The organism is Dokdonia genika (genome assembly GCF_042652845.1).
GTDB lineage: Bacteria > Bacteroidota > Bacteroidia > Flavobacteriales > Flavobacteriaceae > Dokdonia > Dokdonia donghaensis.
Window position 1 is genome coordinate 142559 of record NZ_JBHSHB010000016.1, and the last position, 26478, is coordinate 169036.

General features: G+C 38.8%; 22 protein-coding genes and 1 riboswitch. Of the genes, 16 read left to right on the forward strand and 6 right to left on the reverse strand.

Features of this window, described 5'->3' with window-relative positions:
• Positions 1–5 precede the first annotated feature (5 nt).
• A complete protein-coding gene (locus tag ACFO5T_RS10300) occupies positions 6–797 on the forward strand; it encodes an MBL fold metallo-hydrolase (RefSeq protein WP_380034139.1) in 792 nt (263 codons plus the stop codon).
• 62 nt (positions 798–859) lie between these two features.
• On the opposite strand, the gene ACFO5T_RS10305 is transcribed toward ACFO5T_RS10300, so the two are convergent.
• Positions 860–1741, reverse strand: a complete 882-nt coding sequence (locus ACFO5T_RS10305; protein WP_021778809.1) for a hypothetical protein — start codon at positions 1739–1741, stop codon at positions 860–862.
• 372 nt (positions 1742–2113) lie between these two features.
• On the opposite strand from ACFO5T_RS10305, the gene ACFO5T_RS10310 reads away from it, so the two are divergent.
• From ACFO5T_RS10310 to ACFO5T_RS10320, 3 genes are all read left to right on the forward strand, one after another.
• Positions 2114–3409: a DUF2254 domain-containing protein gene (locus ACFO5T_RS10310; protein WP_380034141.1), complete on the forward strand. Its 1296-nt coding sequence runs from the start codon at positions 2114–2116 to the stop codon at positions 3407–3409.
• A gap of 99 nt (positions 3410–3508) precedes the next feature.
• Complete coding sequence (locus tag ACFO5T_RS10315) at positions 3509–4048, forward strand: DsrE family protein (RefSeq protein WP_380034143.1); 540 nt, start codon at positions 3509–3511, stop codon at positions 4046–4048.
• A gap of 45 nt (positions 4049–4093) precedes the next feature.
• Positions 4094–5713 carry a M1 family metallopeptidase gene (locus ACFO5T_RS10320; protein WP_380034145.1) on the forward strand — a complete coding sequence of 540 codons (1620 nt, stop codon included), beginning with the start codon at positions 4094–4096 and terminating at the stop codon, positions 5711–5713.
• Positions 5714–5720: 7 nt separating this feature from the next.
• Here ACFO5T_RS10320 and ACFO5T_RS10325 read toward each other — a convergent pair whose 3' ends face one another.
• A complete protein-coding gene (locus ACFO5T_RS10325; RefSeq protein ID WP_038596993.1) occupies positions 5721–6953 on the reverse strand; it encodes an ABC transporter permease in 1233 nt (410 codons plus the stop codon).
• Here ACFO5T_RS10325 and ACFO5T_RS10330 point away from each other — a divergent pair, their 5' ends adjacent.
• From ACFO5T_RS10330 to ACFO5T_RS10340, 3 genes are all read left to right on the forward strand, one after another.
• The gene (locus tag ACFO5T_RS10330; RefSeq protein WP_380034147.1) at positions 6954–8216 is read left to right on the forward strand and encodes an exo-beta-N-acetylmuramidase NamZ family protein; all 1263 of its coding nucleotides are present in this window, start codon (positions 6954–6956) and stop codon (positions 8214–8216) included. It begins immediately after the preceding gene.
• Entirely contained in the window at positions 8209–8859 is a 651-nt protein-coding gene (locus ACFO5T_RS10335) for a hypothetical protein (RefSeq protein WP_380034149.1), read from the forward strand. Before ACFO5T_RS10330 ends, ACFO5T_RS10335 begins: the two co-directional genes overlap by 8 nt.
• 98 nt (positions 8860–8957) lie before the next feature.
• Positions 8958–10400, forward strand: coding sequence for a S41 family peptidase (locus tag ACFO5T_RS10340; RefSeq protein ID WP_380034151.1), 1443 nt, complete (start codon positions 8958–8960; stop codon positions 10398–10400).
• Between the two features lie 56 nt (positions 10401–10456).
• On the opposite strand, the gene ACFO5T_RS10345 is transcribed toward ACFO5T_RS10340, so the two are convergent.
• Positions 10457–11527, reverse strand: coding sequence for a YncE family protein (locus ACFO5T_RS10345; protein WP_380034153.1), 1071 nt, complete (start codon positions 11525–11527; stop codon positions 10457–10459).
• An 8-nt stretch (positions 11528–11535) separates the two neighbouring features.
• Positions 11536–13392: a TonB-dependent receptor gene (locus tag ACFO5T_RS10350; protein ID WP_380034155.1), complete on the reverse strand. Its 1857-nt coding sequence runs from the start codon at positions 13390–13392 to the stop codon at positions 11536–11538.
• A gap of 34 nt (positions 13393–13426) precedes the next feature.
• Positions 13427–13632: riboswitch (cobalamin riboswitch) on the reverse strand.
• A gap of 87 nt (positions 13633–13719) precedes the next feature.
• On the opposite strand from ACFO5T_RS10350, the gene ACFO5T_RS10355 reads away from it, so the two are divergent.
• The 6 genes from ACFO5T_RS10355 to ACFO5T_RS10380 all read left to right on the forward strand — a co-directional run bounded on the left by ACFO5T_RS10355 (position 13720) and on the right by ACFO5T_RS10380 (position 19125).
• Positions 13720–14898: an ABC transporter substrate-binding protein gene (locus tag ACFO5T_RS10355; RefSeq protein ID WP_380034157.1), complete on the forward strand. Its 1179-nt coding sequence runs from the start codon at positions 13720–13722 to the stop codon at positions 14896–14898.
• Positions 14891–15916, forward strand: a complete 1026-nt coding sequence (locus ACFO5T_RS10360; RefSeq protein WP_380034159.1) for a FecCD family ABC transporter permease — start codon at positions 14891–14893, stop codon at positions 15914–15916. Before ACFO5T_RS10355 ends, ACFO5T_RS10360 begins: the two co-directional genes overlap by 8 nt.
• On the forward strand, positions 15916–16710 hold the full coding sequence (locus ACFO5T_RS10365) for an ABC transporter ATP-binding protein (protein WP_380034161.1): 795 nt from the start codon (positions 15916–15918) through the stop codon (positions 16708–16710). Before ACFO5T_RS10360 ends, ACFO5T_RS10365 begins: the two co-directional genes overlap by 1 nt.
• Positions 16711–16714: 4 nt before the next feature.
• Positions 16715–17239: a hypothetical protein gene (locus ACFO5T_RS10370; RefSeq protein WP_380034163.1), complete on the forward strand. Its 525-nt coding sequence runs from the start codon at positions 16715–16717 to the stop codon at positions 17237–17239.
• A gap of 107 nt (positions 17240–17346) precedes the next feature.
• On the forward strand, positions 17347–18753 hold the full coding sequence (locus tag ACFO5T_RS10375; RefSeq protein WP_380034165.1) for a DNA recombination protein RmuC: 1407 nt from the start codon (positions 17347–17349) through the stop codon (positions 18751–18753).
• Between the two features lie 6 nt (positions 18754–18759).
• Positions 18760–19125, forward strand: a complete 366-nt coding sequence (locus ACFO5T_RS10380) for a 6-phosphogluconate dehydrogenase (protein ID WP_380034167.1) — start codon at positions 18760–18762, stop codon at positions 19123–19125.
• 117 nt (positions 19126–19242) lie between these two features.
• Here the strand turns inward: ACFO5T_RS10380 and carB are convergent, their stop codons facing one another.
• Together carB and rpmH are read right to left on the reverse strand one after the other, a co-directional pair.
• The gene (carB, locus tag ACFO5T_RS10385; protein WP_021778794.1) at positions 19243–22095 is read right to left on the reverse strand and encodes a carbamoyl-phosphate synthase large subunit; all 2853 of its coding nucleotides are present in this window, start codon (positions 22093–22095) and stop codon (positions 19243–19245) included.
• Between the two features lie 106 nt (positions 22096–22201).
• Positions 22202–22363: a 50S ribosomal protein L34 gene (gene rpmH, locus ACFO5T_RS10390; protein ID WP_021778793.1), complete on the reverse strand. Its 162-nt coding sequence runs from the start codon at positions 22361–22363 to the stop codon at positions 22202–22204.
• 198 nt (positions 22364–22561) lie between these two features.
• On the opposite strand from rpmH, the gene ACFO5T_RS10395 reads away from it, so the two are divergent.
• The 3 genes from ACFO5T_RS10395 (at position 22562) to uvrB (ending at position 26443) form a co-directional block, all read left to right on the forward strand.
• Positions 22562–23140, forward strand: coding sequence for a tetratricopeptide repeat protein (locus tag ACFO5T_RS10395; protein ID WP_380034170.1), 579 nt, complete (start codon positions 22562–22564; stop codon positions 23138–23140).
• Positions 23141–23158: 18 nt separating this feature from the next.
• The gene (locus tag ACFO5T_RS10400) at positions 23159–24358 is read left to right on the forward strand and encodes an aspartate aminotransferase family protein (protein WP_380034172.1); all 1200 of its coding nucleotides are present in this window, start codon (positions 23159–23161) and stop codon (positions 24356–24358) included.
• Between the two features lie 84 nt (positions 24359–24442).
• On the forward strand, positions 24443–26443 hold the full coding sequence (gene uvrB / locus ACFO5T_RS10405) for an excinuclease ABC subunit UvrB (protein ID WP_380034174.1): 2001 nt from the start codon (positions 24443–24445) through the stop codon (positions 26441–26443).
• The last annotated feature ends 35 nt before the right edge of the window (positions 26444–26478 follow it).

Sequence of the window (26478 nt, forward strand, 5' to 3'; positions counted from 1 at the left end):
AGAAAATGAAATTACACAACATCTTACTCTTAGCGGCTCTTACCATAGGTATTACAAGCTGTAAAGAGAACACATCAAACGAAACCAAAACAACTACAGAGGTTGCAAATGAGGAGACTACAAAGAAAAGTAACTTTGAAATTTACCCAGTATCGCACGCTACTATGGTTTTAAAATGGGATGATAATGCTATTTATATTGACCCCGTAGGAGGTCCAGAAAATTTTGACCTTTATGATGCGCCAGATCTTATCTTGATTACAGATATACACGGTGATCACTTAAACGTAAATACTGTACAAGGTATTCTAACTGAATCTACAAAGATTATTGCGCCACAAGCAGTAGTAGATAAACTTCCAGAAGATTTACAAAAAATCACAACCGTACTTAGTAATGACAATTCATTAATGAAAAATGGTTTTGACATTACTGCGATCCCTATGTACAACCTTAGAGAGGAAGCACTTAAATTTCACTCAAAAGGCAGAGGAAATGGCTATGTAATTGAAAAAGATGATAAGCGAGTTTACATCTCTGGAGATACAGAAGACATACCAGAAATGCGCAATCTAGCAGATATTGATATAGCTTTTATATGTATGAACTTGCCATACACAATGACGGTAGAGAGCGCTGCGAGCGCGGTATTAGACTTTAAGCCAGAGACCGTATTTCCTTATCATTACAGAGGGACAGAAGGTCTAAGCGACGTTTCAAAATTTAAAGAACTAGTTAATAATGGTGATAGTAGCATAAATGTTACTCAGCTAGACTGGTACCCTACAGCAGAATAAAAAATCACCGCTCTAGGATATCCATCCTAGAGCGGTGATTTTAATTTAAAATATGTTTACTCCTACTTTAGACTAAAAGACGTCTGTGCAAGAAGTGATCCTTTATCATATACATAGACATTATAAGTTCCTTCTGGAAAATCTTTTGTGGTCTTCCCTATATTCTCACATATATCTAGCGCCGTATTCTCATAATAGAACTTAGAGATTGTGCTATAAGTTACAACTGTCCCGTCAAAGGCTACTTGCTTGTTATCACCTAGGGTGTTTCCTTCTGGGTCTACAACCTGTACATAAAGCATACGGTCACCAGCTTCGGCAAGACGATTTTGTGGTACTGTATAGCACGCACGTAACTTATCTACACGTCTATTATTTGAGTTCTCTATAAGCTTTCCAGAAGAGCGTTCTATAACTCCAGTGGCACTAAGCTTATTTGCCGCCAGTGCAGATCCTAGAGTTACACGCTCTGCTAGTGCTTGATTTTCTAGTGATAGGGAATCTCCTACACCTCTTTGTACCTCTAGCTCATACGTTGTGCTGTCTACGCGCATCGCAAGCATCTGGTTACTACCACGTAGTGAGTCATTTTGAGCAAATAAGAAATCGCGCTCGTTACGTAGTTTAAAAACCTCTGCTCTATACTTACCAAGGCTAGCAATGGTAGCATCTTTTGCATTAATATCTGCAATGAGTCCTTGTATTCTGTCACGAGCATCGTTAAGCTCTGTGTCCTTCAGATTATTTTCTTCTATAACCACATCATACTTACTTACCATCTCCTTAAGATCTGCAAGCACAACGTTTTTCTCTTTTGTAAGTTGGCTTTTGGTATCTTTTTCTTGGTTGTACAGTTTTACTGCAAAGGCCCCAGCAACGACTAAAAGTACTGCAAGAATCCCTGCAATGATCTTAATACCGTTACCACTTTTTTCGTTGTCCATAATATTTAGTTTAATTTTTATTGGTTATACGTCTAATGCAAAGAATTGGATTTTATTTTAATTGCTTCTGCTAAAATATTCTTTTTACCATACAATTAACGCCCGATATTAAAAATTGTTAAAATAACAAATACACGTAGTCCATATGCGACTTAATCACGTAGCAAACTTCCTGATGTACAAATATATAAAGCACTGCAGCAAGGAGGTTGACATAGTTTTGATTTAAATTCTTCTATAAATCAGTTCATAAAGTTATTGGGTAATTGCTATGAGTACGCTTTCGCGAAAGCGTAAAAACAATCCTTACTCGTTGTTAACGTAATTCTAAAAGCAATGCTATCCCAAAGTTTTTTACGGAAATTGTAGTTTATGAATAAACTGTACACAAAACTGGAGCTTTTATATAGCCGCATCACGGGTAATGTAGCTTTTTACCCTAGCCTTATTGCTTTTATGGGGCTAGCGTTAGGATTCTTAATGTCTTATGCAGAGCAACAGGGGATATCAAAGTATCTCATAGACACTATACCGGCTCTTGTAATTAATGATGCAGATACGGCTCGCACGCTTCTTAGTACCTTTATAGGTGGTATTTTTAGCCTGATGGTTTTTAGCTTTTCTATGGTTATGCTCATACTTAACCAGGCGTCTAGTAATTATTCACCACGCATATTACCTGGACTCATTGCAAATAAACGTCACCAGGTGGTACTGGGCTTTTATATTGCTGTCATCATTTACTGTATCATTATTTTACTTAGTATTGAGCCAGAACAGTCTAAAACGCAACTACCAGGCTTTGCAGTACTTATAGGGATTGTATTAAGTATACACGTGCTTGCAGCTTTTATATACTTTATACACTCTATATCTCAAGCTATACAGATTAATAATATTATAGATCGCATTTACAAGGTATCACGGGATCGCATCCAGCAACTTATAGACACAGAGAGTGATCCAAAAGGAGTAGACGTTTTTAAAGACAATAATTCTTGGCAAAGCTATACTACTAAGTTCTCTGGACATCTTAATGATATAGCACTAGACTCCCTTGTAGATTTTTGTAATGAGCACTCTTGTAAAGTTTCACTTCTAGTTCCTAAAGGATCATTTGTACTAGATAGTACAAAAATAGTAAGTGTAAATAAGGATCTTAATGAAGAGGCTATTAAGGCGCTACGCTCTTGCTTTGGCTTTTCTAGGTCTGAGATTGTGAAAAATAATTATATCCTAGGATTTAAACAACTTACAGAGATTGCTGTAAAAGCAATGAGCCCGGGTATAAATGATCCCGGCACGGCAATTACCTGTTTAGACTACCTTACCGAGCTATTTGTATTACGTATGCAAAAGAGAGATAACAGCTTTGTGACAGATAAAGATGGTAATGCCCTTGTATCACTACGCACAATAAACTTTGATGAGGTTCTTTATTTCATTTTTGCATCCCTAAGGCAGTATTGCAAAGCAGACTTTATTATGCTACACAAAATGTTACAAAGCTTGAGATACCTAAGTACATCTGATGCGTTAAAGGACGAGTATACAGAGGCTATTATCAACCAAGTACAACTCATTATAGATGATGCAAACCAATTTATTAAAAACGAGTCAGATCTTGCTATTTTAAACAAGGTGGCTAGTGAAGTGCAAGTAAGCTAGATGATATTATTACCATCAGTTAAGGTTTTTTGACTAGTTTTCTTTTTCTTTATGCGCTATATAATGTTTGTAGCATTGCTAAAAACTACTTTTACTTTTATGAAAAATTTGCTTCTTATTGTTTTGTGTTTCGCTTTCGCGAAAGCGTACTCACAACAACCCTCATCACAACCTGGTAACGTCATCAAAGATTTTGGAAAAACCTTTGCCGTACCAGAACCAGATTTTAAAACCGATACTGAAGCACAATTTTATATTGTTTTTGATGTGGCAAAAGCCCCAGAAGACCCTAGTGTAAGAAATCCATACATAGAGACAATGGCTCGCTTTTTAAATATGCACGATAAAGCAGGTATCCCTAGGGAGAATATGCACATACGTGCAGCTATACACGGTAAGGCGGCATATGGCGTACTTACAAATGAACTTTATAAAGAAAAATATGGAGTAGATAACCCCAACATTGCACTTCTAGAAGCACTAAACGATGCAGGGGTAGAACTTATAGTCTGCGGGCAAACGGCGGGATCACGCAACATTACTTCGGCACGAAGATTGGAAATAATAGATGTAGCCCTCTCTGCAATGACCGTTTTAAGCCAGTCACAAATGAGTGGATACTCACTTATTGCATTTTAAAAAACCGCTACTAGCATACCTTACACAATAAATTAAACCAGATTAATGCGTTACCTATTTTTACTGGGCTTTATACTCACGAGCCTATCTTCATACTCTCAAAAAATAACTCGTCAAGACAGTTTACGTGGTAGCATTACACCGCAAAGAGCGTGGTGGGACCTTGTACATTACGACCTTTCTGTAGAGGTGTTGCCGGAGTCAAAGACAATTATAGGGACTAATGTGATGACCTACAAAGTGCTTAATGAAGGTACAAATGAGTTACAAATAGATCTACAAGCACCTATGGAGCTTACCGCAGTAATGCAAGATGGTCACTCACTGGATGTACGGTCAGAAGGTAATGCGCATTTTATACAACTTGAAGACCCACAACGTGAGGGTGAGCTAAAGAAGATCTCGCTAAGTTTTGAAGGTAAACCTAGAATTGCAAAAAACCCGCCGTGGGATGGGGGTATCACCTGGAAAAAAGATAGCAACGGAAAACATTTTATTGCCAGTTCAAATCAAGGCATAGGCGCTAGTGTGTGGTGGCCTAACAGAGATCACCCGGCAGACGAGGTAGACAGTCTTGATATGCACGTTACCGTGCCTAAAGATCTCGTAGACGTGTCAAACGGAAGACTTGTGCACATCGATACAGACGCAACTACAAAAACATACCACTGGACGGTTAAAAACCCTATAAATAACTACGGTGTAAACTTAAATATAGGTGATTATGTAAACTTCTCTGAGGTTTATAAAGGAGAGAAAGGCCCTCTAGATATGAGCTACTGGGTTCTCAAAGAGGATGAGGAGAAGGCTAGAGAGCAGTTTAAACAAGCCCTTATGATGATGGAGGCTTTTGAACACTGGTTTGGTCCTTACCCATTTTATGAGGATAGTTTTAAACTTGTGCAAGCACCTTACCTTGGGATGGAACATCAAAGTTCTGTAACCTATGGTAATAGATTTAAAAATGGATACCTAGGTAGAGATCTCTCTGGTACGGGTGAGGGATTAAAATTTGATTTTATCATCATTCACGAGGCTGGTCACGAGTGGTTTGCAAATAATATTACAAATAAAGACGTGGCAGATATGTGGATACACGAAGGCTTTACCTCATATTCTGAAAATCTATATCTCGATTACCACTTTGGAAAAGAAAGTGCTGCAACTTATACCATAGGTACTCGTGATAAAATACGTAATGATAGACCTATGATAGGTACCTATAATGTGGATAAGGAAGGAAGTGGTGATATGTATTACAAAGGTGCAAACATATTGCTCACCTTACGTACCATAGCACAAGATGATGATTTATGGCGCGCTACACTACGAGGCTTAAGCAAAGAATTTTATCACCAAACGACAACAACGGCTGCTGTAGAAAATTATATTGCAAATGCGCTAAATCTAGACTTAACGCCTTTCTTTAATCAATATCTAAGAGAAAAAGATATCCCAACATTTGAGTACAAAATCGATAAAAAAGAAATGCACTATCGATTTAATAATACCATACAAGGTTTTACAATGCCTTTACGTATTAAGATTAATGAGAAGTACATATGGCTTGAACCTACAGATATATGGCAATGCTTAGACGTACCAAAAGGTACTAGCACCGTACAAATAGATCGCAATATGTATGTAGATATTAGAAAAAAGTAAGTACAACTTACTCAAATCGTATTGCGCGTACAGGGCTAATTTTGGTTATAATATAAGATGGTATAAGTAAGATAAGTACACATATAGTAAAAACCCCCAAGTTGAGAGATAAAATATGCCATCCATTTATGAGAACTGGTGCCTCACTCACATAATACGTAGATGGGTCGAGTTTTATAAAACCAAAATACTTCTGAGCAAATAAAATTCCTAGGCCTATAAGGTTACCCCAGAAGAGACCTAGACCTATAAGATACATTGCGTTGTAGATAAATATCTTACGTACATTCCAATCTGAGCCACCTAGAGCTTTGAGAATACCTATCATACGAGTGCGCTCAAGTACAAGTACAAGCAGTGCTACCGCAATGTTAATACCTGCTATAAGGATCATCACGACAATAATGAGCATTATATTAAAATCAAATAACTTGATCCACTCAAAGATATTATAGTTGCGCTGTATGATAGATATGGATCTAAGCATAGAGCCAGAGTTTTCATACACTTCGTTATTAACTCGCTCTATATTATCAAAATCATCTACAAAAACCTCAAACGCACCTACCTCGTCCTTTTCCCATTTATTTATAAAAGTAAGATGGCGGCGGTCTCCTATAATGTAAATCTTATCAAACTCTTGATAAGCGCTTTCATAAAGACCTACAATATCAAGTGATCGTGATCTAAATCGTGTGTTTTCTTTATTTACAAAGTGTATTACCGCTTTATCTCCTACCGTAAAACCCAAACGTTTTGCGAGATAGGTACTCATTAAAATTTCATTATTGAGGTCACCTGTGAGCTCTGGCTTGCGGCCTTCTATGATATAATCTTCTATGCGAGACCAGTCATAATCATCACCCACACCTTTGTAAACCACACCCTCAAAGGTCTCTGCAGTGCGTATCATTCCTGCCTTAGTTGTGATTGCCTGCACGTGTGTTACCTCTGGTACAGCATCAAAGTTTGGGTAAAAGTCTTGATTAATAGTAATTGGGTTTACGGTCTCTTCGCTATTATTTCCATCAAAGTTTGAGACAAGTATATCACCAGAAAAGGCAGACACCTTTTGTCGTATTTCTCTTTTTAAACCTATACCCGTTGCGATAGATATAAGCATCATCACCATACCTATTGCGATTGCTGCAATGGCAATTTTAATTATCGTACTGGAAGCACTACTTTTATACGATGTCCCGCCATTTAGGCGTTTGGCTATAAAATACTCTAGATTCAAATGCGTCTCATTTTATTCAAAAATACCCTTTTTTTAACGCTCACACTCTTAATTTCTTGTGCAAATACGGGTGGAGATAAGACCGCTTTCGCGAAAGCGGAATCAAAACAACCCACGACAAGTAACGTAGTAGTCATAGATTCTAGCATTACTGTGGGTGCAAATAGAACAGAGCTGTACCTCCCATTACTAGCAAATAAAAACATAGGAGTGGTTACAAATAAAAGTGGACTCATCTTTACCGAGACATCGCATACAGAAGCGCAAAGCACTCACCTAGTAGACTCCTTACTCAGTACGGGAGTTACGATAAAGAAGGTTTTCTCGCCAGAGCACGGCTTTAGAGGAAATATAGATGCCGGCGAAAAGGTAAAGGACGGTAAGGACCCAAAAACGGGTCTCAACATCATCTCTCTTTACGGAAAGAATAAAAAACCCACAGCACAACAATTAGAAGGGGTTGATGTCTTACTCTTTGACATACAAGATGTGGGCGTGCGTTTTTACACCTACATATCTACCCTCACCTATGTTATGGAAGCAGCCGCCGAAAGTGGGATTCCTGTCATAGTGCTAGACAGACCTAATCCTAATGCACATTACATAGACGGTCCTACACTAGAAAAAGAACACACTAGCTTTTTAGGAATGCACGAGATACCACTTGTGTATGGTATGACGATAGGAGAATATGCAAAAATGGTAAATGGAGAAGGCTGGCTAAAAGATAAAATCACAGTAGATCTTACGGTAATACCGCTTGAAAACTGGTCATACCAGAAAAAGTATGCACTCCCTACAAGACCATCGCCTAATTTGCCTAATGATAAGAGTATCAATTTATATCCTAGCTTAGGCTTTTTTGAAGGAACTACGGTAAATGCTGGTCGCGGGACAGAGATGCAGTTTCAAATCTTTGGCGCACCAGATTTTCCTAAAGAGCACTTTTCTTTCTTATACACGCCACAACCTAATTTTGGTTCAAAATCACCAAAATATAAGGGAGTCACCTGTAACGGTAAAGACCTACGTGATGAGGCTTATATGAACACTGTAAATCTTGAATGGCTCATAGAAGCCTATGCTGCTAGTAGCAAGAAGGATACCTTCTTTAAAACAGCCAGTTTTACACTTCACGCAGGTTCCACACAATTACAGCAAGACATTGAGGCGGGATACACCTTTAAGGAGATTAAAAGAAAATGGTTGCCAGGTATAGAACGATTTAAAAAAATACGCTCTAAATATCTAATGTATGAGTAGGGATGCGTTTTTGCTTTCGCTTAAAGCGAAAATTGAAACCCTATTTACCACCTACACAAAGCTTCTTCATACACAAGAACAGCAAGACATTATGCGTAATGGCTTTGTATTCTCTAAGATAGATCCTACGGCAAACGTACTGGTTATGGGTATAAATCCATCGTTACGCACAGATTTTATAAGTGACGATATGTATAGCTATGATTATAGTAAATTGAACGAGGATAGGTACTTTAAAAAATTTTACAACTTACTATCAGCTCTTGAACCAAAAGGAATTACTTATTGCGATTTATTTTATCAACGACATACGGAGCAAAAACAAATAGCACACTTTCTTAACAATGAGATAGGTAAACAGTTTCTCAGAGATCAACTTGAGATTACTAAGGAGGTCATTACCTATGTTGCTCCTAAGCTTATCTTACTTTTTAATAGACAAGGCGCTCAGTTTTTTTCTTCTGAGTGGATGGATATTAGCCTAGATTTTGATAAAAAACTGTCTACATATAACAAACTTGCTTATAGCCACAAGCTTGAATCTTATATTTACTTTGCCCCTTTTTTAGGGTATAGAACACCAAAAACCGCGTTTGAGCAACTAGATCACGATTTACCGTTGTTAGCAAAGCTTGTTAATTAATCTCAAAACTTTAAAGCAGACCATATAATTGTAGTGACTTTTTTACGTTTAACTATATTTGATACTAGATTACGATACACTGCCTTAATTATAATCCTATGAAAAAGATTACCCTACTCCTACTCGCGTTTACAATGCTTTTTTTTTCTTGTAATGATGATCTTGATGATACTATAAGACCAGCAACTACAGTAGAGCTGTCTGACTTTGTTTATAGAGGTCTCAATTACTGGTCATTATATAAAGACCAAGTGCCAGAGCTAGCAAATGATTTTTTTAGTAATGATGGAGAAAAATTTGACTACTTATCGCAGTTTGCTTCTGTAGAGGATGCTTTTGATGCGCTTACGGCGCCTGTAGACCGTTTCAGTATATTACGAAATGATTATACAGAATTAGAAAACTCGCTAGCGGGAATTCGCACTGCTTCTGGTATGAATATCTCCCTGCTTATTATGCCTAACGACCCTACTAGAGCCTTTGGTATTGTGAGATATGTGGTAAATGATAGTCCAGCAGCTATTGCGGGTGTCCAGCGAGGTATGATTTTTACACTTGTAGACGGGCAACCCTTACAAGATGCAACTGGACAGCCTATAGATGGTAACACAAGTTTTTCTAGTTTTTTTAGTCCAGAAAGCCATACCATAAGTACAGCAACCTTTAATGGTACAGATTTTGACCTTACGGGAGAAGAAATCGTTATTAATAAAATACAGCTCATTATAAACCCTGTACATACCGTAAATGTTCTAAGTGTAGGTGGTAATGAGATAGGGTACTTACATTATACCGGCTTTACAAATGAGTTTGATAGTGATCTTAATAATGCTTTTGCAGAGTTTCAGGCAGCTGGCATTACAGATCTTGTGCTTGATTTACGCTATAATGGTGGTGGCTCTATAGAGACGGCAAACGACCTCTCATCTATGATTACTGGTCAGTTTGAAGGACAAACATTTATCACTCAACAGTATAACTCAGATCGCAACCCAGAGAATCAATTTACACGCACTTTTAATAATAATCTAGGAAGTGGCAATGATGGTGTAACTATAAACAGCTTAGGACTTTCTAGAGTATTCATACTCACTACAGGAAGAACCGCAAGTGCCAGCGAACTTATACTAAGTGGTCTAGATCCATATATTGAGATTATACAGATAGGTACAAACACCGTAGGAAAATTTGAAGGGTCCTTCTTATTATATGATGCGCCGGCTCCAGGTTTTAGAAGATCTGAGGCAAACCCAAATCACAGATACGTAATGCTACCGCTTGTACTTAAGTCTGTAAATGCAAATGGTCTTACAGACTATTTTGACGGTTTTACACCAGATATTGAAATAGCCGAAGATTTTACAAACTATGGCCAGCTAGGTGAGCAAGGCGAGCCACTTCTAGACGCAGCCATAGATGTTATTCTTAACGGAAGAAGCAACGCACAATATAACACGACGATACAATCCTCATATTATGACACAGAGCAACAAGACCCGCTCTACCAGCGTATGATAGTTGATCAACTTGATATAAACTAGCACAAAAAGGGGTGACAATTATGTCACCCCTTTTTAATTAACTATTAGAGAATAACCTAGTTAATCTCGTAAACGTTACCTGGTACAATACCTACATTAAGCGTATTTAATAAAGTACCCGTAGTAGTATCATAAAGCTCTACAGTACCATTGCTAGCAAAATCTGCAGCGTTACATCCAGCTAGTGTACCATCGCTGAGTATGGTCATATTATAGAAAAATGATCCAGATATAATTGCAGTACTAGTCGTAGTAAAATCTGCTATGGTTGTTTTATAAACTGCTCCACCTAGATAATAAAACACATCATCACCTACTACATTTAAGAAGCTAGGGTGTTCGGTATCTGTAAATAAAACTGTTTCGACAGCAGTATTTGTATCTGTATCAATAATAGTAAACTGTCCTCCTGTCTCATTACCTGTAAATGCTGGAGCGCCACTAGCTAGAACTACAAGACGTCCCGCTGTGTCAAACTGTAATGAGTTAGGTACGTCACCAACCTCTATTGTAGTAACAACATTTTCTTGCTCACTAGAGATTACAGATACAATATTATTTACTCCAAAACCTCCTTTGTGTGCTACATAAATAGCATCTCCTTTTGCTACGATTTGCTCTGGCCCTTCTGCCACAGCAATTGTGCTTACTATCTCATTTGTATTTAAATCTAAAACAGCCACATAATCATCTGTAGCAACAGCTGGATCTCCCCAGTTAGTCACATAGCCATTATCCCCTATTATTACAATATTACGTGGGTTATTAAGTCCTTCTGTAATCTGGATTATTTCTTCAAAGGTATCTTTTTCTACTACCGTGATACGTGAGCTTACGTTTGTAACTACATAAACATTATCATCTGTCATAGTTAGTGATTGCACGATGTTACCCAGGTTATCATCATTTACAGCTTGATAGATAGATGGTGACACCGTAGTAAGGTTTTCATCTATATGATCTACCGTTCCAAAACCATTTGAAAAAGGCCCTTCATTTGTCACTAAAAATCCAGTAGCATATGGCCCTTCAACCTCTGGGGTAACTGGTATAAAAATATCATCATCTGTATTACAAGAAAATAATAAGAGTGTTGCAATACAAAATGTGTAAAAAGAATGTTTCATAAGTGTGTTTAAAAAGTAATAGTTGTTTGTAATAAAAAGTTTCTTCCAGGGTTAGGTCTAAAAGCAACCGTCTGGTAGTTCGTATTAAATAAGTTATTGACTCTCGCCATTACTTGGAGCTTAGTTCCTTGCTTGTGTAAGATGTCATAGCTTGTCCCTATATGAGCAATCGCATAGCCGTCTACCTGCGCCGTGTTATCTGTAGTTGTAAAAACACGATCTACAAAGGTAGTTTGCACATAACTACTCAGCCTGCCATAGTTATGCGAGATACCGAGTATCGCTTTATGAGCTGGTACATAGATAAGTTGTTTGCCTCTAGCTACATCTTCGGCCTGTGTATAGGCATACTGAGCAGTGGTTGTAACTTTATGGCTACCCATAATAGCCGTATAATCAAGTGCTCCCTCTATACCATAATGCTCAGAATCTGCTATGTTTATAGGTGACCAGATACCGCTCAGATTAGGCTGCCATTGTATCAAATCATCTGTGTTTATGTAAAACCCTCTCAATCCTAAAGTGAGGTTTTTACGTGTTCTTTTTAAGCCTATTTCGGCTTGTATGCTTGTTTCAGGTTTTAAATCTGGGTTACCTATAGCACCTGGTCCAGACCAGTAAGCATCGTTAAATGTGGGAATTCTATAATTTTTTGACGCGTTAAATGTAAGTGTATACGCTTTCGCGAAAGCGTAATCAAAACCAGCTCCCAAAAGAAATGGACTATCAAAACCTTCTACCAGCTCTTGTCTAGCCTGAATCTCATAGGTAAATTGATTAGTAAGTTGCTGTTTCCACAAGGCGACTATAGATCCTTGATTTCTAGTAGTCGAAACGATAGACGCACCAGTTGCCGAAATATGGTTTACCTCACCTATTACGGTAAGTTCTTTTTTACGATCCAGCTTATAAGTTGCCTCGTAGTTTGCCAGGTAGCGTATAGATTTACCTAGATCATTATCGTCAGTTTGGTTATTTGCAAAATATCGAAACTGTTCAAAAATATGAGCCGCACGCAACTTGCCATTAAATCTTGTACCCAGGTTTTCCCATATGGCAAGTGTTCTTGTATTTCTGTCTTCATACCCATCATTAGACGGTGCCGTGAGTGTGCCAGAAAAGTTACGATTACCTACATAGGTATTGTGGTGCAGTTTTAATAAATGTGTACGATCACCCTTATTTTTAAGGAGATAACCCATATTAAAAATGGCATTAAGATTATCATATTGACCATTTTCATTAAACTGATTTTCTGTATCGAGGTAGTCAAAATCATTTTCAGAACGTTGGTAATCTAGGCCGGCATCTATGTAAAAATTAGTGTTTGAAAATTGCGTTTTGGCCGTTGCGATTTGAGTATCAAAACTTCCGTAACCTGCGGTTACTGTCGTGCTCAGTCCTTTATTAAATCTAATATCATTACCTAGATGAACACTACCACCTACTGCTCCAGATCCATATATAATGCTCCCGCCGCCCGCTCTCACATCGAGCTGATCATAATTTTTTGACGATAAGGTATTAAAATCAGACTGGCCAGTGAGTTGGCTATTTATGTTTATACCGTTCCACACGACGGCTGTCTGTGCCGCGTTAGTCCCTCTAAAAGAGGCAGAGGCTACGCCGCCTGGCCCATTTTCTCTAAAGTATATGGTGCTATTTGCTCGCAACACCTCTGTAAGAGCCGTGCGCGAGCGCTGTATGGTGCTATCACTTATCTTCTCAAGAGCTATACCTACGCTGTGGTTTTTTAACTTTGAGTCACTAAGTATTACTTCAGGTAAAACTTGAAGTGTATCTATTTGTGCGGCAGTTGTAAGTGCGTATAGCACGACAACAATAAAAAGGAATCTATGTTTCATCTATCTACCAACTTTTTACCCGAAAGTTGCTTGATTTTAATTATGAATAGTGGCAGGTCTCCTGGCTTGCTTTTGTTACACCTTCCCATCATAACACCTTATGACAGTGGCTTTGTAGTAGTAACAAACCCTTTATGGGCTTAGCTTACAGTTGCGGGAACAGCTTCCGATTTATACGGAATTCCCTTTTAATTTTCAGCACCCGTGTGATGCATCAAAACCAAAATTCGTCGCAAATATACATAACATTACTACCATACCTAGCAGTAAATCAAAAAGAAGAAAGCCCTCTTGCGGCATTGGCTATTTTAATACTACTTTTGGCAAATGAAGCACTTACACCTTTTAGTCTGCCTTATATTTCTAGTAACAGCTTGTAAAAATGAACCAGAAGTCACGACTGTTACTCCCACAATGAGTGCATCACAAGCAGTAACCTATGCAGATGGTTTTACCATTACAAAGTATGAAAACTACACATTGCTATCGGTTACAGAAGCATTCCCAAATGCAGATAAAACCTTTACCTACGCCCTTGTACCAGAAGGAGGGTTGCAAGCTTCTATAGAAGAAGAAAACAGTAAAAGCCTCACCGAGTTACTTACTAATCGAGGTGTAGATGCCATTATAAAAACACCTATAAAAAATGTAGTAGTTACCTCTACTACGCACATCCCCTCGTTAGAAATGCTTGGGGTTATTGAAACTCTAAAAGGTTTTCCTAATCTTGATTATGTGTCGAGTCCGCTTTCGCGAAAGCGTATTGAAAACGATCTCATTACAGAGCTAGGTCAAAACGAATCGCTTAATACAGAACTTGCAATAAATCTCAATCCAGATGCAGTTATCACCTTTGGTGTAGAAGGAGAAAACAAATCTGTAAACACGCTACAACGTGCAGGAATCCCTGTGCTTTATAACGGCGACTGGGTAGAAAAAGAACCGCTAGGCAAAGCAGAGTGGATCAAATTCTTTGGCGCTCTGTACGGGAAAGAAAAAGAGGCAGATAGCATTTTTACCACCATAAAAAATCAATATCTAGCCACTAAGAAACAACTTGCATCTGTAACGTCAAGTCCTACTATTTTAAGTGGTGCGATGTATAAAGACGTTTGGTATTTACCTAAGGGTGATAGCTGGCAGGCTAAAGTTCTAGAAGATGCCGGAGGCTCATACTTATGGGCAGATACCGAGGGAGTGGGAAGTATTGCACTGAGTATAGAATCTGTGCTGGAAAAAGGGCAGCAAGCAGACTTCTGGATTGCACCTGGGCAGTATACGTCATATTCAAAACTACTAAGTGACAACCCTGCCTACGGACAGTTTGATGCATTTAAGAATAAGAAGGTCTATACCTTTGCAAAGAGTAAGGGAGCAACGGGTGGTTTATTATATTATGAACTTGCGCCTAATAGACCAGACCTTGTCTTAAGAGATCTTACCAAAATCTTACACCCAGCGCTTATTACAGAAGAGTTTACATTTTTTGCACCGCTAGATGAGTAATAAAAGTTACATCATACCCTTTTGCATATTAGTTTTTGTACTAGTGTTGTGTTTTATTGTAAACATAAGTTTAGGCTCCGTAAACATTCCTTTTACAGAGGTTATCTCTGGACTACTGGGTGGTGATGTGTCAAAAACATCTTGGTTATATATTATCGTAGATTATAGATTACCTAAGGCTATTACGGCAATTATTGCGGGTGCAGGTCTTGCGGTTTCTGGCTTGTTAATGCAAACGCTTTTTCGCAATCCGCTGGCGGGGCCTTTTGTATTAGGTATAAGTAGTGGTGCCAGTCTAGGCGTCGCTTTATACATCTTAGGAGGTACGGCACTGGGGCTATCCTCTACCCTATTATCTGGTAAATGGGGGCTCATCATATCGGCTAGTGTAGGAAGTTTTTTAGTCTTACTTATGGTGCTAGGTGTAGCTACGCGTATAAAAGATACAATGGCGCTCCTTATCATAGGTTTAATGGTAGGAAGCCTTACAAGTGCCGTAGTAAGTGTACTAGCCTATTTTAGTAAAGCAGAAGAGTTACAACGATTTGTTTTTTGGTCCTTTGGGAGTCTTGGTGACGTCTCGTGGCGTGGCGTGGGCATCCTTTCTATTTGTTTTGTCATTGGGATTATGGGCGCTGTTTTTTGTCTTAAATCACTTAACAGCCTTCTATTAGGAGATGCATATGCACGTACGATAGGTACAAAATTTAGTCAGTCGCGTCTACTCATTATTATTACGACAAGTTTGCTAGCGGGTAGTATCACTGCTTTTGCAGGTCCCATTGCTTTTATAGGTCTTGCAGTACCACATTTAGTACGCCAGCTCATACCTACGGCAAATCATCGCATACTATTACCAGCCGTTATTATAGGAGGGGCAATCCTTATGCTGGTTTGTGATACAATAGCACAGGTGCCGTACAGTGAGTACACATTACCTATAAACGCTATCTCTGCTATGGTGGGTGCTCCTGTAGTGATATGGTTATTAGTTCGTAAAAAGAAACTTCTTTTTTAATGCAATCTATAAACAATCATATCACCCTCCGCACAAAAGATCTTGTTATAGGCTATAACAATAATCGTGAGGAAACACCTATTGCAAAAAATCTTAATATAGATTGTAAAAAAGGAGAACTCATAGCGCTAGTAGGGATAAACGGGTCTGGTAAATCTACATTGCTTAGAACACTCGCTGGACTTCAAGAACCGCTTGCTGGTGCTGTCTATATTAATGATAAAGAAATTGCCAAAGTAACTCCAGCATCACTCGCACAGCAACTTAGTGTTGTATTGACTAATCAAGCCATTTCAAAAAACCTTACGGTAGCAGAGCTAGTAGCACTGGGCAGACAGCCTTATACAAACTGGCTAGGCACGCTCACAGAGGTAGATAAGGATATTATAATAAGAGCTTTAAAACGTACCGAAACCTACATACTTAAAGACAAGAAGTGCTACGAGCTTAGTGACGGGCAACTGCAGCGTGTCCTCATAGCAAGAGCACTTGCACAAGACACACCCATAATTATGCTAGATGAACCTATGACACATCTAGACCTACATCACAAAGCCTCTATATTAAACCTGCTAGCTAGAATCGCAACAGAAGAGCGTAAAACCATCATTTTTAGTACACACGAGATAGATTATGCCATTACCCGTTGTGATAAAATGATTGTGATGAAAGAGCGACAAGCCTTATACGACACTCCAGAAGCACTTATTGCTCAGGGAGTTTTTGATATACTCTTCCCATCTCATAATGTGGGGTTTGACCGTAAAAACCGTATCTTTTTTCTCAAAAAGTAAGACGATGCGTTTTCTTCAATTATTTCTAGTAGCTATGGTGCTCGCTAGCTGTTCTGCACACTCTTATAAGGGTGAAGAAGAGCGCTTTCGCGAAAGCGTAAAAACACCCTCCCCTACTACTACAGAGGCAGTTTATAAGATTATAGACACATCAAAAATTTATAAGCTCGTGGCGAGTTATTATAAATATGATAGCAATCAAACCAATGTAGTAGCCGAATATAATTACAAGAAATACCTGAAATTTTACAAAGATGGAAAGCTAGCGGTTTTTGATGATTTTGACCTCACAAGCATTGATACGCTTAAAGCGAAAGCAAGCGATCACGGTTATTACGATTATACATACAACACCTTATATACAAGGCATCACCTCACAAATAAGAGTGGAAAACAATTTTACAACCCACAAGTACACGAGCCGAATGGTGACACCTTATCACTCTACTCTCAAAGCACAAAAAGTATAAGTCATTACGTAGCCATAGCTATTCCGGCAAACGTGGTTGTTGCCGAGGCGGAGTGGTAGTGAGTTTTGAAAACTTTGTACAGTTTTGAATACCCTCCACTCACAATTTCCTCCTAACATCATCTTTTAAAATACGTATTGCACGATCTTCTTTATATCTTTACCGTATGAATGATACTTTATTACTTTTTCTTATTGCTTTCATATGCTTAGTGGGCGGTACGCTCTTAGGGATATTTATCTCAAATCTAAAAAAGAAGGGAGAACTTAGTGGTTTACAAGAGCGCTTGCGTCAAGAAGAACTTAAGCTAGAAGAGGCTAGAAACACAAGCCTTAAAGTAGAGACACAAATGCAGCAACTTCGCGCAGAAAACAATGAGCAACTCCAGCAGCTACGCGCAGATAGTGAGAAACAACTTAGCTACCTTAGAGAAGAAAAAGATCAGTTTCAAAACGAACTTACCGCTCGTAACGTAGCCTTTGAAGGCTTAGAGAAACGTATGGAAGAAAAAACGGCAGAGCTAGAACAGCTGCAAGAAAAGTTTACCAAAGATTTTGAGCTCATCGCTAGTAAAATTCTTGATGAAAAGTCTAATAAGTTCACTTTACAGAACAAACAAAACCTTGATATCATCTTAAAACCGCTTCAAGAAAAAATTCAAAACTTTGAGAAGCGCGTAGAAGAAACTAATAAAGAGGCAATAGATAGAACCTCTGCCCTTAGAGAGCAAATAAAAGGTCTTACAGCGCTTAATGAGCAAATGACAAAAGAAGCCAGTAACCTTACTAAAGCGCTCAAAGGAGATAGTAAGATGCAGGGTAACTGGGGCGAGCTTGTACTAGAGCGTGTGCTAGAAAAATCTGGGCTAGAAAAAGACCGCGAGTATTTTATACAACAAAGCTTTACTACAGAAGAGGGTAAACGTGTACTTCCAGATGTGGTGATACACTTACCGGCAAATAAGAAGATGATTGTAGATAGTAAAGTATCCCTACGTGCCTATGAACGTTTTGTAAATGAAGAAGACCCACATCTTAGAGATGCGCATTTAAAGCAGCACGTAAATGATTTAAAGCGCCACGTACAACAGCTTAGTGATAAAAACTATCAAGATATCTACCAGATAGAAAGCCCAGACTTTGTACTGCTATTTATACCTATCGAGCCAGCTTTTGCCATTGCCATAAATGCCGAAAATGAACTCTATAATAAAGCTTTTGAGCAAAATATTGTTATCGTTACACCTTCTACCCTACTTGCCACACTGCGCACTATAGACTCAATGTGGAATAATGAGAAGCAACAACAAAATGCGCTAGAGATCGCAAAACAAGCTGGAGGACTTTATGATAAATTTCACGGGCTAGTAACAGATCTTACGGCCGTGGGTAAAAAGATGGATGATGCAAAAAGTGGGTACTCTGCCGCTATGAATAAACTTGTAGAAGGTAATGGTAACCTAATCACAAGAGTAGAACGCCTTAAAAAAATGGGAGCCAAAGCAAAAAAAGCACTTCCAGAAGCTATCATTAAGCGTTCAAATGCAGATGATGACCTAACTTTACTAGACTAAATAATTATGAAAAAAATACTATTTGTAGTTCTTACTACCATCTTTTTACTGGCAGCTGCTTGGTTTGCCTTCATTTACTACGTCCCTTACAGTAAAGGAACACGCGCCGGCGAACTCATAAAATTCTCTAGCAAAGGAGTGATTTTTAAAACTTGGGAAGGTGAGATAAGCCAGGGTATAAGTGGAGCACAAATCTTTAGCTTTTCGGTATTAGATCAAGAAGAGGAAGCTATTGAGGCGCTTAATAAATATCAAGGTCAATATGTAAAGGTTGAGTATATCGAGCGCTTTGGGACCTTCTCTTTCTGGGGAGATACTAAGTACTTTATTACAAAGGTAGTACCAGAGCAATCACCACACTTTAATAGATAATAGGGAGATTAAGAGTGTTTATTACGCTTTCGCGAAAGCGTACTCAAAACCCCATAAACTTAAAAAGGTCTACTCATTGAGTAGACCTTTTTTAATACTGTAATTTGAGCAGTTGAATTAGTTACTCAAGTACATCTTTCTTCTTGCGTATAAATCGTAAAAAGCATCATCACGAAGGTTATCTATAAATAAGATACTCTCTCCTGTACTCTTCATCTCTGGTCCTAAGTTCTTATTTACATTTGGAAACTTATTAAAAGAGAATACTGGTTGCTTGATTGCATATCCTTCTAGCTGTGGGTTGAAGTTAAAGTCTTTTACCTTCTTCTCACCTAGCATCACCTTAGTTGCATAGTTTACATATGGTTCTTTGTAAGCTTTTGCTATAAATGGAACCGTACGAGATGCTCTTGGGTTTGCCTCAATGATGTATACTTTATCATCTTTTACAGCAAACTGTATGTTTATAAGACCTACTGTATCAAGTGCTAGTGCAATTTTTCTAGTGTGATCTTTAATTTGCTCTAGTATAAGGTCTCCAAGGTTAAATGGAGGTAATGTTGCATTACTATCACCAGAGTGTATACCACAAGGCTCAATGTGCTCCATAATACCTATGATGTATACATCTTCTCCATCACAAATAGCATCTGCCTCTGCCTCTATCGCTCCGTCTAGGTAGTGATCTAGTAGGAGTTTGTTATTAGGTATCTTACGTAGTAAGTCTACAACGTGCTCTTCTAGCTCGTCGTCGTTTATTACAATCTTCATTCCTTGCCCTCCTAGTACATAAGATGGTCTTACTAGGATAGGGTAATCTAGTTTTTGTGCTACTGCAAGCGCCTCGTCTGCCGTCTCTGCTGTATCAAATTCTGGATAAGGAATATCAAGATTTTTTAATAATGTAGAGAAGCTTCCTCTGTCTTCGGCAAGGTCTAGTGCTTGGTAACTTGTACCTAAAATTTTGATACCGTAACGGTCCAGCTTTTCGGCAAGTTTAAGTGCTGTTTGCCCTCCCAGTTGTACAATTACACCTTCTGGCTTTTCGTGGCGTATGATGTCATAAATATGCTCCCAGAATACAGGCTCAAAGTATAACTTATCTGCCGTGTCAAAATCTGTAGATACAGTCTCAGGGTTACAGTTTATCATTATAGTCTCATAACCACACTCTGCAGCAGCAAGTACACCGTGCACACAGCAGTAATCAAACTCGATACCTTGCCCTATACGGTTAGGTCCTGAACCTAGTACTACTATCTTTTTCTTGTCTGAAACTACACTTTCGTTTTGAGCAAATCGAGTTCCGTCAGGAAGCTCCATTTCATTTTCAAAAGTTGAGTAAAAGTATGGCGTTTGTGCTACAAACTCTGCCGCACAAGTATCTACCAGTTTATAAACTCTGTTTATTTTTAATTCATCTCGCTTGCTTGTTACTGCACTTTCGAGACATCCTAGCATATGTGCTATTTGTCTATCTGCAAAACCTCTTTGTTTTGCCTCGAGTAATAAATTTCGCGGAAGCGTATCTACCTTAAAAGTAGATATCTCTTTTTCCATTGCATATAGCTCCTCATATTGTTTAAGGAACCACATATCTATTTTTGTAATCTCGTGTATACGTTTAAGCGGGATACCCATCTGGATAGCATCATAAATCACAAATACACGGTCCCAGCTTGCGTGGGTAAGTTTGTCTATAATCTGGTCGTAACTCTTATATCCTTTACCATCTGCTCCTAGACCATTACGTTTAATCTCTAGTGACTGTGTTGCTTTGTGTAAGGCTTCTTGAAAAGAGCGTCCTATACCCATTACTTCTCCTACAGATTTCATTTGTAAGCCTAGGGTGCGGTCACTTCCTTCAAATTTATCAAAGTTCCAACGTGGTATTTTTACAATCACGTAATCTAATGTAGGCTCAAAAAGCGCCGATGTAGATTTTGTAATCTGGTTATCTAGTTCATCAAGGTTATATCCTATCGCTAGTTTTGTAGCGATTTTTGCAATAGGGTATCCCGTTGCTTTTGATGCCAGTGCAGATGATCTAGATACACGTGGGTTAATCTCAATTGCGATAATCTCTTCTTCATTATCTGGGTTTACCGCAAACTGTACGTTACACCCTCCAGCAAAGTCACCTATACTGCGCATCATATGGATAGCCATATCACGCATTTTTTGGTAAGTAACATCAGATAATGTCATTGCAGGTGCTACAGTAATAGAGTCTCCTGTGTGGATACCCATAGGGTCCATATTTTCGATAGCACAGATAATAACCACATTATCATTTGCATCACGTAGTAACTCAAGCTCATACTCTTTCCAGCCTAGTAAGGCTTTATCTATCATCACCTCGTGTACTGGTGAAACTTCTAGACCGTGAGATAGGAGTCTATCAAAATCTTCTTCTTCAAAAACGAAAGATGCTCCCGCCCCTCCTAGTGTAAAAGAAGAACGTATTACTAATGGAAAACCAAACTCTTGAGCAATCTCTTTTCCTTTTAAGAATGAGTTTGCACTTGCCTGTGGTGCCATAGGGATTCCTATGTCACGCATTAAGTTTTTAAACTGATCGCGATCTTCTGTAATATTAATAGCCGCGATATCTACACCTATAAGCTCTACATCAAAATCTTTCCAGATACCCTTCTCATCTGCCTCAATACAAAGGTTAAGCGCAGTCTGGCCTCCCATAGTAGGAAGTACTGCATCTATATTAGGATGCTTTTTGAGTATCTCTACAATAGACTTTGTAGTAAGTGGCAATAAATAGACGTGATCTGCCATAGAGGGATCTGTCATAATCGTTGCCGGGTTAGAGTTGATTAGAATAGTCTCAATTCCATCCTCTCTTAATGATCTTAGTGATTGTGATCCTGCATAATCAAATTCACACGCTTGACCAATAACTATAGGTCCAGAACCTATGAGTAGAATCGATTTTAAGTCTTTATTTTTAGGCATTTACTGTGGTTTTTCTAGAATTATCTAAAATTATGAACTGAAAGGGTATAAAAAAAGGTGTTACTTAAAAAAAGTAACACCTATATATTTACATCAAATAGATGCATTATTTTTTGTGACGTAGTTCAGAAGATACGCTTATTTTCTTTCTTCCTTTAGCACGACGACGTGCTAAAACTTTACGACCGTTTACAGAAGCCATACGCTCTCTAAAACCGTGTTTGTTTCTTCTTTTTCTTTTTGATGGCTGAAACGTTCTCTTGCTCATTTTGTATCTTCTTTAATGTCTTGTTAGGACCGCCTTATAATTTCTTTTATTTACAGCTTTCTAAGCTGGGCGCAAATATACGAGAAGTTTTTACTTCTACAAATGGAAAAATAAATTTTTTTTATCTCCTTTTATATACCTTTGCTCCCGCCTGTATATAGGGCAAAAATAAGAAAACAAACGGTCTAAATATAATCTATGTTTAATAAAAACATCAAACTCGTTCTAGCTATAGCAACTCTTGCAGCAGCAATATGGCAATTTACAGAGAATGAAATAGGTAATGGTATAATGCTACTCTTACTTATGGGAATCTTTATATTCTTATATTTTAAAAACGAAATTATCTTACTTGCCTTTTTACGTTTACGTAAACAAGACTTCCCAGGAGCTCAAAAGTGGCTTGCAAAAATTAAAAACCCTAACAGCGCTCTAGTTACAAAACAAGAAGGATACTATAATTACCTACAAGGACTTATGGTATCACAAACTAATATGACTCAGGCCGAAAAATATTTTAAGAAAGCCATAAGCCTAGGTCTCTCTATGGATGCAGATCTTGCTATGGCAAAATTAAGTCTTGCAGGTATTGCAATGAGTAAAAATAGAAGACGTGAGGCACAAACTCTTATGAAAGAGGCAGAGGCTCACGATAAGCACGGTATGCTAGGAGAGCAACTCAAGACTATGAAAGCAAACTTCAAGGCCGCTGGTAATCAACCAAAACACCAGTACGGTAGACCTACATCTGCCAGAGCTGGGAGAAGACAGCGATAGTATAGCTTTTACTGAACAATGAAAGCTGATTTTCTAACATACCAAGCACAAACCACCCCTCACCCACTAGCGATGGAGGTAGCAAGTGCAGAAGGCAGTTACATATATAATACAGACGGTAAGAAATTTTTAGATTTTGTAGCAGGCGTCTCTGCCTGTAGCTTAGGACATCAACATCCTAGAGTGAAAGCTGCAATTATCAATCAGCTAGATAAGTATGCCCACGTGATGGTGTATGGAGAATATGCACAGTCTCCAGCCGTACAGCTCACAAAGCTCCTTGCCGCCCACTTACCTCCATCTTTACAGAGTACATACCTTGTAAATAGTGGTACAGAAGCTATAGATGGCGCCATAAAACTCGCTCGTAGAGCGACAGGGCGCACAGAGATTATCGCAGCTGTAGATGCCTATCACGGTAATAGCTATGGAGCACTAAGCCTTATGAGTAATGAAGAGCGCACCGCGCCCTTTAGACCTATGATAGGCGATGTCTCTTTTATAAAATTTAATTGTGACCGCTATCTTGAACGCATCACCGAACATACAGCCGGAGTTGTATTAGAAACCATACAAGGCGGTGCAGGTTTTATAGAGCCTACTAATGACTTTCTATTTAAGGTAAAACAACGATGTAGAGACGTAGGCGCTCTACTCATACTTGATGAGATACAACCAGGTATGGGGCGCACAGGTAAACTTTTTGGTTTTGAGCACTACGATGTCGTTCCAGATATTCTCGTGACAGGTAAAGGGCTAGGCGGCGGTATGCCTATAGGTGCATTTACTGCATCACAAGAGACAATGGCGTTACTATCAGATAATCCTAAACTGGGACATATTACCACCTTTGGCGGGCACCCAGTTATTGCGGCGGCAGCGCTAGCCACACTACAAGAAATCACAGAGACCACTCTTATAGCAGATACCTTAATAAAAGAACAACTCATACGCGAGCAACTCGTACACCCATATATTACAGAAATAAGAGGACGCGGCCTTATGCTTGCAGCACTCACCCCTTCGGCAGCAATTACTTCTGAGGTGATACTTGCTTGTCAAGATGCGGGTCTTATATTGTTTTGGCTACTTTTTGAAGATCGCGCCATACGCATCACTCCGCCACTTACGATCACAACAGAAGAAATCATAGAAGGATGCGCTATTCTGCTAGCAGCCTTAGACCAAGCACTAGAGAAGCACGGTAGCTTAACATAATTAAAATACTTTATAACAATTCATTGGGATAGTTACGCTTTCGCGAAAGCGTAAAAACTCGTAATTTTATAAAAAAAGCTGCTCTTGAAATTTAAACTACAATCTGACTTTAAACCTACTGGTGATCAACCCTCTGCAATCAAACAACTAGTAGACGGTATCAATAAAAACGAAACCTACCAGACACTACTAGGTGTTACCGGAAGTGGTAAAACATTTACGGTCGCAAATGTGATACAAGAGACAGAAAAACCAACACTCATACTCGCTCATAACAAAACACTCGCAGCGCAATTATACAGCGAGTTTAAAGCATTTTTTCCAGATAATGCGGTAGAGTATTTTGTATCATACTATGACTATTACCAGCCGGAGGCCTTTATTCCTTCTTCTGGGGTGTATATAGAGAAAGATCTTTCTATCAATGAAGAGATAGAAAAAATGCGACTAAGCACCACGACTTCCCTACTCTCTGGGCGTCGCGATGTTATTGTGGTTGCATCTGTATCGTGCTTATACGGTATAGGTAACCCCGCCGAGTTTGAAAAAAACATAACAGAAATCAAGCAAGACCAAGTTATGGCACGCACGATGTTTCTTAAAAAACTCGTGCAAGGACTCTACTCACGTACAGAGGGAGAGTTTAATCGTGGTAATTTTAGAATAAAGGGAGATACGGTAGAGGTGTTCCCGGGATATGCAGATATGGCTTTTAGAGTTCACTTTTTTGGTGATGAGATAGAAGAGATAGAGGCTTTTGACCCAGCATCTGCAGAGGTGATTGAGAAGTACTCTCGCCTGCGTATTTATCCTGCAAATATGTTTGTTACCTCACAAGATGTCTTGCAAGGAGCCATAAATCAAATAGGTGAAGATCTTACTAAACAGGTAAGCTTTTTTGAGGAAGTAGGTAAACACCTAGAGGCAAAAAGGCTTGATGAGCGCACAAATTTTGACTTAGAAATGATACGAGAGCTAGGCTATTGCTCTGGTATTGAAAATTACTCAAGATATCTAGACGGTCGCGAGCCAGGTACAAGACCTTTCTGTCTACTAGATTTCTTTCCAGATGACTACTTGATGGTTGTAGATGAGAGTCACGTGACGGTCTCGCAAGTAAGTGCGATGTATGGAGGTGATAGGAGTCGTAAAGAAAACCTAGTAGAATATGGTTTTAGACTACCTGCCGCGATGGATAATCGCCCACTTAAATTTGAAGAGTGGGAAATGATGCAAAATCAAGTTATATATGTTTCGGCTACCCCAGCAGACTATGAATTACAAAAGTCTGAAGGAACTTATGTTGAGCAAATTATACGTCCTACAGGTCTTTTAGACCCTATAGTAGAAGTACGCCCATCTCTTAACCAGATAGACGACCTGATAGAAGAAATAAACAAAGTCACAGAGCGCAATGAGCGCGTGCTTGTCACCACGCTTACTAAGCGTATGGCAGAAGAGCTTACAAAATATCTCACCCGTATAGACATACGTACCCGCTACATACACTCTGATGTAGATACACTTGAGCGTGTAGAAATAATGCAAGATTTACGTAAAGGCGTTTATGACGTACTTGTGGGTGTTAACCTACTTAGAGAAGGTCTAGATTTACCAGAAGTATCACTGGTAGCTATACTTGATGCAGATAAGGAAGGTTTTTTACGTAGTAACAGATCACTTACCCAAACCATAGGACGTGCCGCACGTAACGTAAATGGCAAGGCTATTATGTATGCAGATAAGATTACAAAGTCTATGCAAGAAACCATAGATGATAGTAACTACCGTCGCCAGAAGCAAATAGACTATAATACTAAAAAAGGCCTCACTCCTATGGCTATTAGAAAGAGTCTTGATAATGCGCTTACGCGAAAAGAAACTTACAAAATTGAAGCCGAAGAGCTCGTAAATCTCGCTGCCGAAGATGCAGAAGAGTATCTTACTAAGCCACAAATAGAGAAGAAAATACGAAGCACTAGAAAGGCAATGGAAGCTGCTGCCAAAGAGCTAGACTTTATGCAGGCTGCAAAGCTTAGAGACCAGATAAAAGTATACCAAGAGCAAATTAAGGAACTAGCATAAATAAAGAAAGGGCTCCCTTGCGGGAACCCCATCTC